Source organism: Cytobacillus sp. SAFR-174, from assembly GCF_051964675.1.
GTDB lineage: Bacteria > Bacillota > Bacilli > Bacillales > Cytobacillaceae > Cytobacillus.
Genome location: NZ_JBQCMZ010000007.1, coordinates 134,653 through 148,600 on the forward strand (window position 1 = coordinate 134,653; position 13,948 = coordinate 148,600).

The 13,948-nt window shown below is 34.8% G+C and carries 16 protein-coding genes and 1 pseudogene; 15 read left to right on the forward strand and 2 right to left on the reverse strand.

Annotated elements, in window-relative coordinates; translation table 11 throughout:
- Window positions 1–40: 40 nt before the first annotated feature.
- The 7 genes and pseudogenes from ACTHRG_RS09765 (at window position 41) to ACTHRG_RS09795 (ending at window position 5,788) form a co-directional block, all read left to right on the forward strand.
- Window positions 41–1,335 (forward strand): annotated as a pseudogene (locus ACTHRG_RS09765) (IS110 family transposase).
- Window positions 1,336–2,065: 730 nt separating this feature from the next.
- On the forward strand, window positions 2,066–2,539 hold the full coding sequence (locus tag ACTHRG_RS09770) for an Lrp/AsnC family transcriptional regulator (RefSeq protein WP_076263507.1): 474 nt from the start codon (window positions 2,066–2,068) through the stop codon (window positions 2,537–2,539).
- Window positions 2,540–2,605: 66 nt separating this feature from the next.
- Complete coding sequence (gene azlC / locus ACTHRG_RS09775; protein WP_217695247.1) at window positions 2,606–3,319, forward strand: azaleucine resistance protein AzlC; 714 nt, start codon at window positions 2,606–2,608, stop codon at window positions 3,317–3,319.
- Window positions 3,316–3,648, forward strand: a complete 333-nt coding sequence (locus ACTHRG_RS09780) for a branched-chain amino acid transporter permease (RefSeq protein WP_076263512.1) — start codon at window positions 3,316–3,318, stop codon at window positions 3,646–3,648. Before azlC ends, ACTHRG_RS09780 begins: the two co-directional genes overlap by 4 nt.
- Window positions 3,649–3,683: 35 nt before the next feature.
- Entirely contained in the window at window positions 3,684–4,139 is a 456-nt protein-coding gene (locus tag ACTHRG_RS09785; protein WP_076263515.1) for a PaaI family thioesterase, read from the forward strand.
- 253 nt (window positions 4,140–4,392) lie between these two features.
- A complete protein-coding gene (locus ACTHRG_RS09790) occupies window positions 4,393–4,977 on the forward strand; it encodes a hypothetical protein (protein ID WP_076263517.1) in 585 nt (194 codons plus the stop codon).
- Between the two features lie 259 nt (window positions 4,978–5,236).
- The gene (locus ACTHRG_RS09795; protein ID WP_139325596.1) at window positions 5,237–5,788 is read left to right on the forward strand and encodes a hypothetical protein; all 552 of its coding nucleotides are present in this window, start codon (window positions 5,237–5,239) and stop codon (window positions 5,786–5,788) included.
- Window positions 5,789–5,922: 134 nt separating this feature from the next.
- On the opposite strand, the gene ACTHRG_RS09800 is transcribed toward ACTHRG_RS09795, so the two are convergent.
- A complete protein-coding gene (locus tag ACTHRG_RS09800) occupies window positions 5,923–6,105 on the reverse strand; it encodes a hypothetical protein (protein ID WP_048009494.1) in 183 nt (60 codons plus the stop codon).
- Between the two features lie 398 nt (window positions 6,106–6,503).
- Here ACTHRG_RS09800 and ACTHRG_RS09805 point away from each other — a divergent pair, with 398 nt between their 5' ends.
- The 3 genes from ACTHRG_RS09805 to ACTHRG_RS09815 all read left to right on the forward strand — a co-directional run bounded on the left by ACTHRG_RS09805 (window position 6,504) and on the right by ACTHRG_RS09815 (window position 9,593).
- Entirely contained in the window at window positions 6,504–7,706 is a 1,203-nt protein-coding gene (locus tag ACTHRG_RS09805; RefSeq protein WP_440231088.1) for an IS110 family transposase, read from the forward strand.
- Between the two features lie 470 nt (window positions 7,707–8,176).
- Window positions 8,177–9,091, forward strand: a complete 915-nt coding sequence (locus ACTHRG_RS09810) for a DUF3231 family protein (protein ID WP_440231089.1) — start codon at window positions 8,177–8,179, stop codon at window positions 9,089–9,091.
- A 43-nt stretch (window positions 9,092–9,134) separates the two neighbouring features.
- Window positions 9,135–9,593, forward strand: a complete 459-nt coding sequence (locus tag ACTHRG_RS09815) for a hypothetical protein (protein ID WP_076257290.1) — start codon at window positions 9,135–9,137, stop codon at window positions 9,591–9,593.
- A gap of 100 nt (window positions 9,594–9,693) precedes the next feature.
- Here ACTHRG_RS09815 and ACTHRG_RS09820 read toward each other — a convergent pair whose 3' ends face one another.
- Entirely contained in the window at window positions 9,694–10,533 is an 840-nt protein-coding gene (locus ACTHRG_RS09820; protein WP_076257291.1) for a tyrosine-type recombinase/integrase, read from the reverse strand.
- A gap of 189 nt (window positions 10,534–10,722) precedes the next feature.
- Between ACTHRG_RS09820 and ACTHRG_RS09825 the strand changes: the two genes are divergently transcribed.
- The 5 genes from ACTHRG_RS09825 to ACTHRG_RS09845 all read left to right on the forward strand — a co-directional run bounded on the left by ACTHRG_RS09825 (window position 10,723) and on the right by ACTHRG_RS09845 (window position 13,882).
- Window positions 10,723–11,127, forward strand: a complete 405-nt coding sequence (locus ACTHRG_RS09825) for a hypothetical protein (RefSeq protein WP_076257458.1) — start codon at window positions 10,723–10,725, stop codon at window positions 11,125–11,127.
- 98 nt (window positions 11,128–11,225) lie between these two features.
- Window positions 11,226–11,708, forward strand: a complete 483-nt coding sequence (locus tag ACTHRG_RS09830) for a hypothetical protein (protein WP_076257292.1) — start codon at window positions 11,226–11,228, stop codon at window positions 11,706–11,708.
- 194 nt (window positions 11,709–11,902) lie between these two features.
- Window positions 11,903–12,280: a DUF3221 domain-containing protein gene (locus ACTHRG_RS09835; protein ID WP_076257293.1), complete on the forward strand. Its 378-nt coding sequence runs from the start codon at window positions 11,903–11,905 to the stop codon at window positions 12,278–12,280.
- Between the two features lie 270 nt (window positions 12,281–12,550).
- Window positions 12,551–13,390: a tyrosine-type recombinase/integrase gene (locus ACTHRG_RS09840; protein ID WP_440231090.1), complete on the forward strand. Its 840-nt coding sequence runs from the start codon at window positions 12,551–12,553 to the stop codon at window positions 13,388–13,390.
- A gap of 126 nt (window positions 13,391–13,516) precedes the next feature.
- Window positions 13,517–13,882 (forward strand): glyoxalase superfamily protein, encoded by a 366-nt coding sequence (locus tag ACTHRG_RS09845; RefSeq protein ID WP_286147952.1) that lies wholly within the window; start codon window positions 13,517–13,519, stop codon window positions 13,880–13,882.
- Window positions 13,883–13,948 lie beyond the last annotated feature (66 nt).

Here is a 13,948-nt window from a genome sequence, read left to right on the forward strand (position 1 = left end):
CAAAAAGGACAAAAATCTCAAACACCAGGAGGGCTTTACAATGAATTATAACCAGAATAAGAAGATTGCTCAAATCACTTCTCAAACTCTTATTATAGGAGTCGATATTGCGAAATTCAAACATGTGGCTCGTGCCCAGGATTTCAGGGGAATGGAGTTTGGATCCCCGTGTCAATTTGAAAATACAAAAGATGGATTTGAAAACTTTCTTAAATGGATTTCGGAAATCAAAAAAGAACAGCGTATGAGTAAAGTGATGGTTGGCAGGGCTCCAACAGGCCACTATTGGTTTAATCTGGCCCATATCTTAAAAGAAAATGGGATAAAGTTTGTCGCAGTAAACCCGTTGCACGTCAAGAAAAGCAAAGAGTTGGATGATAACTCACCCACCAAAAATGATGTGAAAGATGCCAAGGTCATAGCCCAGCTGGTCAAGGATGGAAGATACGCCGAACCAACAATACCGCAAGGTGTTTATGCAGAACTCCGTGTGGCAAAGAAAATACGCGATCTTTTAACTGAAGACCTACAAACGGTCCAAGGACAGGTGCACAACTGGATTGACCGGTATTTTCCGAATACCTCAAGGTTTTTAAGAAATGGGAAGGTAAGGCTGCTTTACAATTCTTAAAGCTCTATGCCTTGCCACATGAAATAGCTGTATTCACCGAAGAAGAACTACTCGTCCATTTGAGAAAGTCCGTATCTAGGAGTGTTGGATTAAACAAGATCCGCGAATTAAAACAGGCAGCTAGCCAGTCCATCGGACTTCGACAAGGTGCTGAAATGGCCAGGCTGGAGCTAAAAACCATTCTGGCTAAGTATGAATTAATTCAGTTACAATTCGAAGAATTGGACGCCAAAATAGACAGCCAGCTTGATGAAATACCAGGTGTACAACAAATGTTAGCGATAAAAGGTGTAGGCAGGGATACAATTGCCGGCTTCTTTGCGGAAGTAGGAGATTTAGGTGAATACAATCATCCAAGGCAGATTATCAAGCTGGCCGGCTTAAGCTTAAAAGAAAATACATCCGGCAAGCACAAAGGAAAAACGACCATCACAAAAAGAGGCCGAAAGAAACTCAGGGCACTGTTATTCAGGGTCTGTATGATTCTCGTCGCCAAAAATTCTGCATTTAAAGCATTACATGCTTACTATACTCAACGTCCGGATAATCATTTAAAGAAGATGCAGTCCCTGATTGCTTTGTGTAATAAACTAATTCGGATTTTCTTCAGTATAGGAAAAAAGCAATTTGATTTTAATGAGGAAAAGATGCTAAAGGACATCCCTCATTTGGCAGTAACAAAGAAGACGGAAATGGCAGCTTAACTTTGGTTTAGATTAGATAAGTAGTAGTTCTTGCTTTTATAGTTTTGGAGACATTTGAAGCACGGATTAGTCGGCAAAGCAACTAAATTACGGGCTTGGACCCTGTGGGGCAGCATGGCTGACATCCACCTCATGGAAAGGTTGGACGAAGGAATTTGAGAGCGAAGACTCTGTGAGACATGGGAGGGTTGACCTCCATGAGTAAATGTGGACATCCACCAGTGCGGTTATATTTTTACTCATCCACCATTTTCTTTAAGGGATTGGTTAGTGGGTTCTAACTCTTTTTTCTCACTCTGTCCAAAAATATCCTTTCAAGTGAAGATCCTCCATTTATAAAGTGAGTTACCGAAAGGTAAATAACTATGAAATTCTAAGAAAACAAGAGTAAATAAGTGTTTTCGCTTCTTTTATTGAGGGAGTTTAGTTTAAAAAGTAATAATTGAATATCTAGAATTGTTTCGCCGAATTGATAGGGTTTTTGGTTTTTCCTTAGATCTCATTTAATAGTGAAAAAGATGGTTGCTGCCCTTTATAAGTGTGATTCAAGTTGAGGAGGAAAATAAAACACTTTGTTTATATAATCAGAAAAACAAAATGAACTTTATTCTGAATTACTTAAATTTATAAAAATTTTATTTTATTAATTTGTTGATATTAAAGTAATAATTCTTTAATATGAAATTAAATGAAAATATAATTCAAAAAAGATTAATTGGGAGGATAACCAATGATGAATATTCTTGACGAACATGATAAGGCAATTTTATCTGAATTGCAGGAAGATGCATCAATATCAAATCTTAATTTATCAAAGAAAATTGGGCTATCACCATCTGCTTGTCTTGGAAGAACAAAAAACCTAGTCGAAACAGGTATCATAAAGAAGTTTACTACTATTGTTGATGAGAAAAAATTGGGAATCGAAGTCACAGCAATAGTTCTTATCAACTTATCACCTCTGAATAGGAAAACTATTCATTCATTTTTAGAGGATATAAACAAATATCCGCAGGTTCAAGAGTGCTACACTCTTACAGGTAGCCATGATTATATGCTTAAGATTGTAGCAAAGGACATGGAGAGTTATCGGAATTTTATTATCGATTCCTTAATGCAGAATCCTGCTATAAGTGGAGTTGAAACAAGTATGGTAATGAGTACAGAAAAAAGGACTGTCAGTGTACCAGTTGATGAAGTTTAGGAGGTTACTAAGTTGGTTGAAACAAAGGAATCATTGGATATAGATCCTCTAAGGAAACATAACCAGATCAATCAAAAAAATCAAATTTGGAATGCTCTTCGAACTGCTTTCCCATTTACATTACCTATATTGGCAGGATTTTTGTTCTTAGGAATTGCTTATGGAATCTTTATGAATTCATTAGGTTTTAGTGCAATCTATCCGATTTTAATGAGTCTGCTAATCTTTGCAGGGTCCATGGAGTTTGTGGCAGCTAATTTTTTGCTATTATCTTTCAATCCAATAAATGCACTACTGCTAACATTGATGGTTAATGCTCGGCATTTATTTTACGGTATATCCATGTTGGAAAAGTACAGGGGTGTTGGTAAGAAAAATTTTTACTTAATTTATGGACTTTGTGATGAGTCCTTTGCAATTAACAATACGGTTACGATTCCGAAAAATGTAGACAAAGGCTGGTTTATGTTCTTTGTCACTCTGTTGAATCATTCATATTGGGTTATAGGTTCTACAATTGGCGGTGTTTTTGGTCGCTATCTACAGTTCAATACAGAAGGAATTGAATTTGTAATGACAGCTCTTTTTGTAGTAATTTTCGTTGAACAGTGGATGAAAGAGAAAAAGCACCTTAGTGCTGTTTTAGGTCTTGGCCTATCAGCTTTAAGTCTGCTCATTTTTGGTGGAACCCTTTTTATTATTCCAGCTATGATTGCTATTCTTGGGGTACTTACCCTATGTAGAAAGCAAATGGAGAAAGTTGAGGTTAGCTCCATATGACAATGAGTTTAACGCAGCAGGTAATTACGATTGCAATGGTGGTTTTAGGCACCATGATTACAAGGTTCCTTCCATTCATCTTTTTTCCATCGGGTAAATCTACACCGAAATATGTTCAATTTCTCGGGAAGGTGTTACCCTCAGCGGTAATTGGACTTTTGGTTATTTATTGTTTTAAGGATGTAAGATTACTATCTGGAAGTCATGGTATCCCTGAAATTTTAGGAGTGGTAATTGTTGTACTTCTTCACATTTGGAAGAAGAATATGCTCCTTTCAATTGCAGGTGGAACGATTTGTTACATGTTATTGGTGCAAATAGTTTTTTAATAATATTTCAAATATCCAATAAGGGGTAGATATTAATGAAGAAGAGAATTGATGAGTATGAAATTTATGAGAAACATTATGAACAAATTTATGATCACGTTAAAAATGACCCTTATGCTCATTCGTTAGGTATCCAATTAACAAAATTTGAAGCAGGATTTGCAGAAGCAACAATAAAGGTGCAAAGCTATATGGTAAATGCATATGGTACTGTTCATGGGGCTGTTATGTATGCTTTAGCAGACCATGCTTTTTCCGTAGCATGTAATGCATTTGGGAAAACATCAATGGGGCTATCTACAACAATTCAGTTTATGGAATCAGCTAAACCAGGAGATATTTTAGTTGCCCGTGCAACCGAGGAAAGACGAAACTTTCGAACGGGATTTTATCGAATTGAGATTTTTCATGAGGAAAATTTGATAGCAACCATGGAGGCAGTATCTTACCGAAAGGATAATTATTTTATTGAAATTGATAACCAAGAATAAATTAAGCAATAATCATTAATCAAGCTGTCCATTAGCCAGCTTGATTGTTTTTTTCTAAAGGTCAGCATCCAATTTATCTAGAAAGCACATTATTATGTATAGATTTGTGAAACCTTTCACTTAAACTAACGGGTGCTTATGTTTAAAATCAGCTGCCATAACCAGGCGGCTTTTCTTATTCCAAAAAAGGGGCAGGATAGTTCAACAATTGATTGGGGTAATTTGGTAAAATGAATTTAAAAAGGAGGGTATAATGAAAAAGTTAAAATCTATTTCTATTTTAATTATAACATTTGTCGTACTTCTAATATCTGATGTTTATATCAACAAAGACGACGTTTCTACCAACGATGACGATGATGGTAAGGCTCGAGATGACCGTATTGCATCTGTTATTAACGCTGCATTTGATGAATATGGTTTATTCAACTCTCAAGTAGGTGGTACAGACTCAATAATCCGGATTGAAATGGACGAAGCAAACAGTGAGCAAGAGCTACTGGAATATTTAGAGAAAAACATATCTAAAGCAGATTTAAGCCACTACAATATAAAAATTTTGAAGAGAAATTTAAAAGAAGTACAGACAGAGCACGCTATGCTGTTGCTTGAAGGTATTGCAATGGATTACATAAAGGAAAAAAATTATTATGATGTTCAAGTTTATTATCCTAATGGTAAACCAGGACAAGTATTAAAAGTAATTATTAATGAGACAAGTGAACGATCCAGTGAAGATTTAAAAGCTGAGTTAGAAAATTTCTTAGCTACTAAGGGTGCTGAACTTCCATTAGGACTAAGAGATATTTCATATGAAATTCAGATAATAAAAGTTTGAATGATTTTCCTCAGGAAAGTCGTTATCCTTATTCAACTATACGGGTGCTTTAGTTTAATAAAATAGCTAATAAAAATTAAGCCCCTCTCAATTGAGAAGGGCTTTTTATTCAAAGTACAATCGGGTTATTATGCCATTCAAAAGGTTAAAAATTAACAAATAATTGGTAGTATGTGGAATTTAATGAAACATATTACCTAATTATCATATCTATGATAATATTACTAAGGAAATTATTACATATTCGGGGGAGATAGGATTGAAAAAGTTTTTTAAGTTTGGATGTTTAGGATTTATTGGTTTAATCGTTTTAATCATCGTTATTGCTATGTTCAGTGGAGATGGTGACGAACCTGTTTCTACAGGTACTGATTCTGGTTCAACAGAGAAAGCTAAATCTGATGATAAGCCAATAGATGATGGAAGTAAGAAAGTAGACGCAAGTGATCAATCTACTGATGCAGCAGGTCTAATAGTTGCACTTGGTGAGGTTAAAATTTCTAGTGATAAGATTCAAGTAGGGATTAACGTAGAAAATACTACTGAAAATAAATTATCTTTCTATCCTGATCAAGGTTCTGCAGTTATTGGTGACATACAACTTGATGCAAATATGTTCTTAACTGATGGGGATGTTTCTGGAGAAATTCAAGGTGGAGTTAAAAAAGAAGCTGTTTTAGAGTTCTTAACTCCTGATGGAAAAGAAATTGATGTAAATAGTATAAAAGAGGTTAAACTTATGTTAGGCGATGTATTCAATGATACAACATTTGAGTCTAAACCTGTTAATTTTACTATTCCTATTAAGTAAGGTTTTTTATTAAATTTAAAGCCCCTCTCGAATGAGAAGGGCTTTTGATTTCTTATTAAACTAAAGGGCAGTTTAGCTCAAATTGCTGTTTTATGTATAATAAAAGACGGTGAAAAAACACCGCCTATAATAAGCTATTTATTTTGTGTTATTTCTTTGTAATAAAGGTAATCGACTTTATGTTTGGTAGCCATTAACTGCGAAGCTAAAACAGCAGTATAAAGAGTGGTTAGTACAATTGCTCCAACACCAAGACCTGAAAGGTTTAGTTTATTAGAAGTGCTCATTCCATTATTACTTGTGGTTGCTCCTTCCATTTCATAACCCCCTAATTTGTTATAGGGATATTATCTGTAACCGCATTTAAATTTATACCAACGAATAAAGGACGGACGTATAGAAAGGAAACAGGCAGGTGTCTAATAAGGTCTTAAGTTTGTGAATAAATACACTTAAACTAACGGGTGCTTCGTATTATAGAGTTAACCAGTTTTTACTGGTTGGCTCTTTTTTTTATAGGACCTATTATTTCAGTAGCCAGGGTAGAACGTACGGGTGCGTGGGAATAGATCCCGAGGATTAAACTGTTCACCCCCTACTTGTAGAAAGATGTTTGAGGCTGGTTGGGACAATGTGATCTCGTATAACAAGCGAAGCTATGAAACTACAGGAAGGTATAGGGGTTACTGGTGAGTACAACGAGGGAGAGATGAAATTGAATCCAGTAGTTGGCCTGGATGTGGCCAAGGGAGAAAGTGAGGCCCAAGCCTTCTTAGATAAGGATAGGCCATATGGAAAAAGCTTCAGTGTAAAGCATATCAAGGAGGATTTGGATTCATTTGCTTCCTTTTTAAAAGGAATAGAGAGGAAAACTGGGGTTAGACCAGCGGTGATTCTTGAATCTACAGGACATTACCACACACCAATTATTCAATGTCTAGAGGAAAATCAATATCTATATATCTTGGTAAATCCGATTATTTCTCATCAAGCCAAGAAAACAAGCCTTAGAAAAGTAAAGACGGATGCCGTTGATGCATATCATCTTTGTGTTCTTTATTACAAGGAAGATTTTGAGCCTTATAAAAAAAGAGGATTAAGACTTCTAAATCTAAGAACGTTATCAAGGCAATACGAAACCGTTACGAACCTTTACGTTCAGGCAAAACTTCAATTTCATACTATTCTTGATCAGGTATTTCCGGAATACAGGGGAGTGTTTGGAGATTTGTTTTCAAAAGTCTCTCTTCAGGTATTGAAGGATTTTCCCACATCTCAAGATGTTTTGAGTGCAGGTGAAGGAAAGATAATGGAGCGAATTGAGGAAATGCGTGTAAAACGTTCTGCGAATTGGGCCAGGGAGAGAGTAGCTAAATTAATGGCTTCAGCCAAGCGAAATCCGTTCCAACAATGTATATATCAAAGCCACTTGTACAGTTTAGATATGTATATCTCTATGCTTCTTCAGTACCAGGAGCACCTATCCAACTTGGAGAGGCAGATAGATGTCCTGGCAGAAGAGAGTGAAGAATATAAGATAATCCAATCAATTCCCGGCATAGGAGGAAAAATCGCTGCAACGATTATTTCCGAAATCGGGGAAGTTGACCGGTTTAACCACCCTAAAAAACTTGTAGCTTATGCAGGAATAGATCCTAGTGTCCATTCATCAGGAAAGTTCACAGCTACGATAAATCACATTACTAAACGAGGTTCAAGCCGTTTACGGCACGCTTTGTATATGGCCGTATTATGCGGTATAAGAAGCTCCAGGAATAAAAAGCTAAAAGAGTACTATGATCGGAAACGAAATGAAGGAAAGCCTTCAAAAGTAGCAATGATAGCGTGTGTAAATAAGCTTCTACACTGGATTTATGCAATTCTAAAAAGGAATGAGCCCTTCCTAGATATGGCTTAAACAACAAGAAAAAGCAACTAATGAAAAACCTTCCAAACAGTATTTGGAGGGTTATTTGGCGTGCCTTTAAAAGTATAACACGAGAGAATAAATATTTTTATAAGAAATTCTTGACTCCTATTAGCTGGTTTACTTTAACATCCAGCTGCCAATGGCGGCTTTTTTCTTACTAACGGGGCAGGATAGTGAGAGAAGAAATGTATAGTGTATAGTTTTTTTCAATATGATATAAAATCAGAGAAAGAAGCAGTGAGTTAGTTCATCAATAATATTACGAATTTGAGGCTTAAAAAAACGCACTTAATAAATAAGCCCTTTCCATAGATACTTTTTCTATTTTAGGGGATACTATCCTCAATTGATTATATAGGGGGGTTTTTGGATATGGAAAATAATCATGTACCTATTAAATTAACTACTGCTGAAATCGCAACTCTGTGGAGATCATATATTCAAAACACAGCTGTAAGATGTTTTTACAAATATTTTGTTCAATACCTGAGATAAAGCCAATTATTAAAGAAGCTGAGGTTTTGGTTGAAACAATTATTGGGAAAATCGAAACAATTTTTGAAAAAGAAAACTTCCCAATACCAAAGGGATTTTCGGATAAAGATATTGACTTATCAGCCCCTGCCCTTTATACAGACTTATTTGCATTAAGTTTTCTATATCGTGGAGGACAAGTAATTATTCCTCAGTACGCTAATACTCTTTCTAGAGTGACTCGAATCGATATTTATAATTTTTTTAAGGAGTGTCTAAACAGTGAGACGGAATTACATAAGAAAGCATTAAACCTTATGCTTTCAAAAGGATTAAATGATCGACCTCCAAAGATGGAGTATCCAAAAAATGTTGAGTTTATTAAAGATCAACCCTCATTAATAAATACCTGGTTAGGTGAGAAAAGACCTCTAAATACTTTAGAAATAACAGAACTTTTTATGGAAATCGAAAGAAATGCAATTGGTCTAATCCTTTTGATGGGATTAATACAGGTAACAAAAGACAAGGAAATAAAGAACTATTTATTAAAGGGAAAAAAACTGGCTGAAAAGCAAGTGGATATATTTGATAAGTTATTAAAAGAAAATGATCATTTTATCGGATTCCCAATGACTATGGAGGTAACAAATTCAACAATTTCTCCATTTTCTGAAAGATTAATACTGTTTATTATAGCTACTTCAAACCAAATAGCTATTTCTGCACTTGCAGATGCATTGTCTGTCTCAATGAGAAGAGATTTAGCGTCCCATTATTTCCTTGTTATAGGAGAGGTAATGAAGTACGGTGACGAAGGGCTTAAACTTTTGATTGAACGAGGCTGGATGGAGCAACCGCCACAACCCATTGATAGAAACAAATTTTATAAAAAATAACATTTCTATGAAAAGATCCAAATCATAAGGGGGTTGGGATCATGTGAAAAATGCAATTGAGAAATTATTGTGGAGCATTGCCCTTCCTGGGTTTGGTCAGTTTCTAAACGGAAAAGTAATTAAAGGGATTGTTTTGATAATATTAGAGTTACTTATAAATGTTCAAGCGAATTTCAACGTTGTGATTATTGCAAGTTTTCAAGGAGATATTCAAAATGCGATTGGACAGGCAGATTATCAGTGGTTAATGTTTTATCCATGTTTATATTTTTATGCAATGTGGGATGCCTATAAGGATGCTGGAGGAGCGAAAGAAAGGTACTCTTTTCTTCCCTTTGTGTTTTCTGCCTACTTTGTTACAGTGGGATGTATTTATTCCTCAAATTTTTTATTATTTGGGGTTTTACTCGGACCTATTTGGCTCCCAATGTTGTGTGTAATTCCTGGATTAGTTGTAGGAATCATAATAAAGAAAGGTCTAAACAAGAAATGTGTATTTTAAAATTCACAATAATTGGAACCTTTTAAATAAACTTGTTAAGCTAATGGGTGGCAAGAGTAAAAAGGCAGCGGAATTGTCCGATGCCTTTTGCCATTTATCACTAAAAATATTTTCTATAAAATTCACTTCTAAGGCTGCCACTTAACTGAGCATAAATCCTAGTGGTTTCGCTTTTTTCGTGCCCTAGTAAACTTTGAATAACATCGATAGGAGCTCCGTTGTTCAATAGGTGGGTGGCATAGCTGTGGCGTAGTTGGTGTGGATGTATTTCTTTGTTGATCCCTGCACGGCTTGATATTCGCTTTATGATGTACCTCATCTGACCAATGCTCATCCGGTGCGGATGTCGTTCCGTAACAAAAATAGCTGGGTCATTATCTTGGCGAAGATCTAAATATCGCTTAAGCCAGATTTCACACCGTATATTAAAGTAAACCTCCCTTTCCTTATCACCCTTTCCAAGTACAATTGCAGAGCGATTTGACCAATTAATACTATTTTTATTAAGAGAAACAATTTCTCCTATTCTACAACCTGTTGAAAACATAAATTCAAATAATGCTTTTTCCATTGGAGAAAAACACGCTTCCCTCAAATGTTCAATTTCTCTCTCCGTTAAAAATTTCGGAATCCGTTTTCCTTGTTTAGGTTCTTTAATTTTTGCAGCTGGATTTTTTTGAATATGCCCTTCCTCGTGTGACCAACGAAATAGTGATTTAATAAATCGAATCCGATGAGCTAAACTTGATGGTTTTAAGTGTACACTGGATTTTGCTAGGTATCCTTTCAACTGATCGGTTGTTACTGATCCAATACTTACATCATTAAAGTGATGGATGAGTAACTTAGATTGGAGTCTATATGCTTTTAATGTCTGTGGAGAGAATCCTTCAATCCTCTTATCCGATTCATAAAGTTCCCAGGCTTTTGTTAATTGCAAAATCAATTCCTCCTTAAGGATTGTGTTAGAGGAATTATTGCCTTGAATATAGAAATAAACACGTTGATATTGAAGTAACGGGGCAGGTTAGCTTAAGAGGAATATAAACAAACTCTCTTTTGTTGGGTGGAATCCTAATTGATATTTAGAAAGTTTTTTAAAAAAGATAAACAAGAAGAAATTGATAAAATGTACCTTAGTGTTCCAGAAAGTGAGATGAACGAGAAGTTAAAAAGAAAAATAGCTGAATTAGAAAGCCTAGGGGAACAATTGGGGAAAGTGCTTCAAAGAAAATATGCAAGTGTATTTGAAAGCCAAGGAAAACAAAACCTAGGAATTTGGGTGTGCAGGGACATTGATGGAGATGAAAATGAAATTTCAACTACTGAACAGTGTTTCGAAAAGGAGTATAGGTCACAAATAGTTATTGATTTTGATGGACCTAAATTTGAAGGTGATGATTTTTATGCTTATTACATTGAGTTGTGGTATTACTTCGGTGGGTATATTAGAGGTTCAGGAACATTATATGATTTATCCAATAATGACTTAGAAACGGAAATTGAGGAAGGTTTAAAAATACTCTTAAAATAACTAATACAATCAGCTTACGACTAACGGGCAGGTTAGTTGAAGGAAGGATATTTAAAGCTGACTGAGAATATATTCATAAAAAGAGTGGAGTGGTGTTTATGTATAGAAAAAGTTTTGTTGCAATTATTTCGATTATTGTTATCTTAACTACTGTTGGGTGTACAAATAAGAATAAGGAAACCATAAATACAAATGTGGAAAATAAAAATTCAGCACAAAAATGGAATCAAAGTCCTTTATTCAAATCTGGTAATTACACTATGATTGGTGAAAAAGGGCGTTTAGGTTTCATTTATGATGATAGTGAGGTTGTTAGATTTTATCCAAATAAAACTCAAAAGTATATGTGGCATTTTTGGGGAGAAGACCATGAGTTTAATGGAAAACTTAAAGTAATTGCTATACACGAGAATGATGAAGAGCAAATAACTGTGGTAGAAGGCGGACTAGGTGGTGATAATAACGGAGCAGACCGACACGCCCCATCAAATATGTCATTACCAAAGAGTGGGATGTGGAAATTAGATGCTTATATTGGAGATAAACTATTTGGAAGTGTGTATGTTAAGGTCCATAAGTAAATAAACTATTAGCTTAAAACAGTGTCGTTGTTCTCTTAACAAAGTAAGAGTTTATCTTCAACTAATGGGTGCACTGCTTAAAGAACGGCTGCCTTTACAAATGTCCTTTTTATTCTACAAAAGGGGCAGGTTTGTCTAAGAAGGATGATACACAACTCATAATTTTCTCGTCAGTTTAAATGGAGTGGATTTTTATGTTAAGTAAAAGAACAGTCTCATTAGTGGTAGTTAGCCTTTTAGTAATCATTGTGGGTTGCTTGAACAATGATAACAATAATATTAAAAAGAACGATGATGAAAAGGTAGCCAACAGTGAAGAAATTACTGGTCCTGGTGTTGAGGGATACGTTAAAAAACAAACATCTAACAGGGGCTTTTTACTTGAAGTGACACAGGAACACCAAATATTTAGTACAGATACATTAATACACGTAGGAGTAGATGAGGAAACAATGTTAGACGAATTAGAGGTAGGTCAGAATGTAACAGTTTGGTATGGTGGAACTATTCTTGAATCATATCCACCAAAAATCAAAGGGTTAAAGATTGAAATCAAAGATAGCAAGAATTAAAGTAGAAAGCCCTTGCAAGCAAACGGGTGTTAAACCAGGAAGGATTAACTATCTTTTTGTTAATTTATTATTGATCTAACCCAACTGGAATATTAAGAATTTGCCTTTTTAACTAATGAGACAGCATTCCTGTATTAAAAAAGGGCAGTTTGTGAAGAAATGTCTTAAACAAACGGGTGCAATTACTTAATAGAATTCTATAAAACTAGTATATTTTTTAGTTTTCAGGCGGATAATGTTAATAATAGAACGGTCAGGGAGTTGTTCATTATGCTTGTATCTGAAGCCTGGAATCTTTATAAAGCAGATAAACAAATTCAGGGATATTCTTCTCAAACCTTAAAGGTATATAAAGTGCAAATGTCTTTATTAATCAAGTACTTTGGAGATATTAAAATCACTGATATTACAACAGAATCCATTAAATTATATCTTGGAGAAGTTGCTGCGGAGTTAAAAGCATCTAGTCTCTTTCATCGGATACGTTTTATAAAATCATTGTTTAAATGGGCTCAAGAAGAGAAATACGTTTCGATTAACCCGGTATCTACTATTAAAGAACCTAAGCCAGAGAGTAGAATTCCTAAGTTTCTTACGGAAGAGGAAATTGAATTACTTCGTGAGGCAGGTAAAACAACTTTTGAGAAAGCTTTATTTGAATTTATGTATTCAACAGGCTGTAGGATAGGAGAAGTTGTAAACTTAGATAAGCACTCAATCAATATGGCAGAACAATCCGTTATCGTTTTTGGAAAAGGAAAAAAAGAAAGAGAAGTGTATTTTAATACTCGATGTAGTATTTGGTTAAAAAGATATCTAGAAGAAAGAGCTGATGATCAACAGGCTCTGTTCGTTACGATTCGAGCACCACATCGAATGAGTATTGCACAAATGAGATATGTCATAAAACAGATTTCCAAAAGAGCAGGAATAAATAAGTGCATTCATCCACATCAACTTAGACATAGCTATGCAACTACACTTATTAATAATGGGGCACCATTAGAGGTTATACAAAATTTAATGGGACACGAAAAAAGCGAAACCACTAGAGTCTATGCATACCTGAGTGGACATTTGAGACGTGAGTTATATAAGAAATTTTTTTAGGTGCTGCTGGTGCAGCATTTTTTATTGAACTAAAGGGGAAGTTTGATGGAAGAAGGATTATTTTAAGAATGAGGTCAATTCACAATAGAAGTTGATGATTAAGTCATATAAACTAATGAAAAAGGAGTGTTATTTTACATGATTACACCTATCTTTCGAATTTTCGATATTGAAAAGGCTCACTCATTTTACATAAATTACTTAGGTTTTAAAACGGATTGGAAACATCAGTATTCGGAAAATATGCCTGTTTATTTTCAAGTTTCTTTAAATAATGCAGTTTTACATCTATCCGAGCATCATGGTGATTCAACACCAGGTAGTGCAATTCGGATTAAAACAAATGATTTAGAAAGTTTTCATACCTCATTATCAAAAAAGGAATATCGATACTCTAAACCAACTATTGAAAAAACCCCTTGGAATACCATTGAATTAACAGTTATCGATCCTTTCTCAAACAGAATTACATTTTTCGAAGAAATTGAGTAATAAAAATGATTTAGGAATCAATCATTTATCAAGTTTGTGAAATTATGTACTTAAATTAACGGGTGC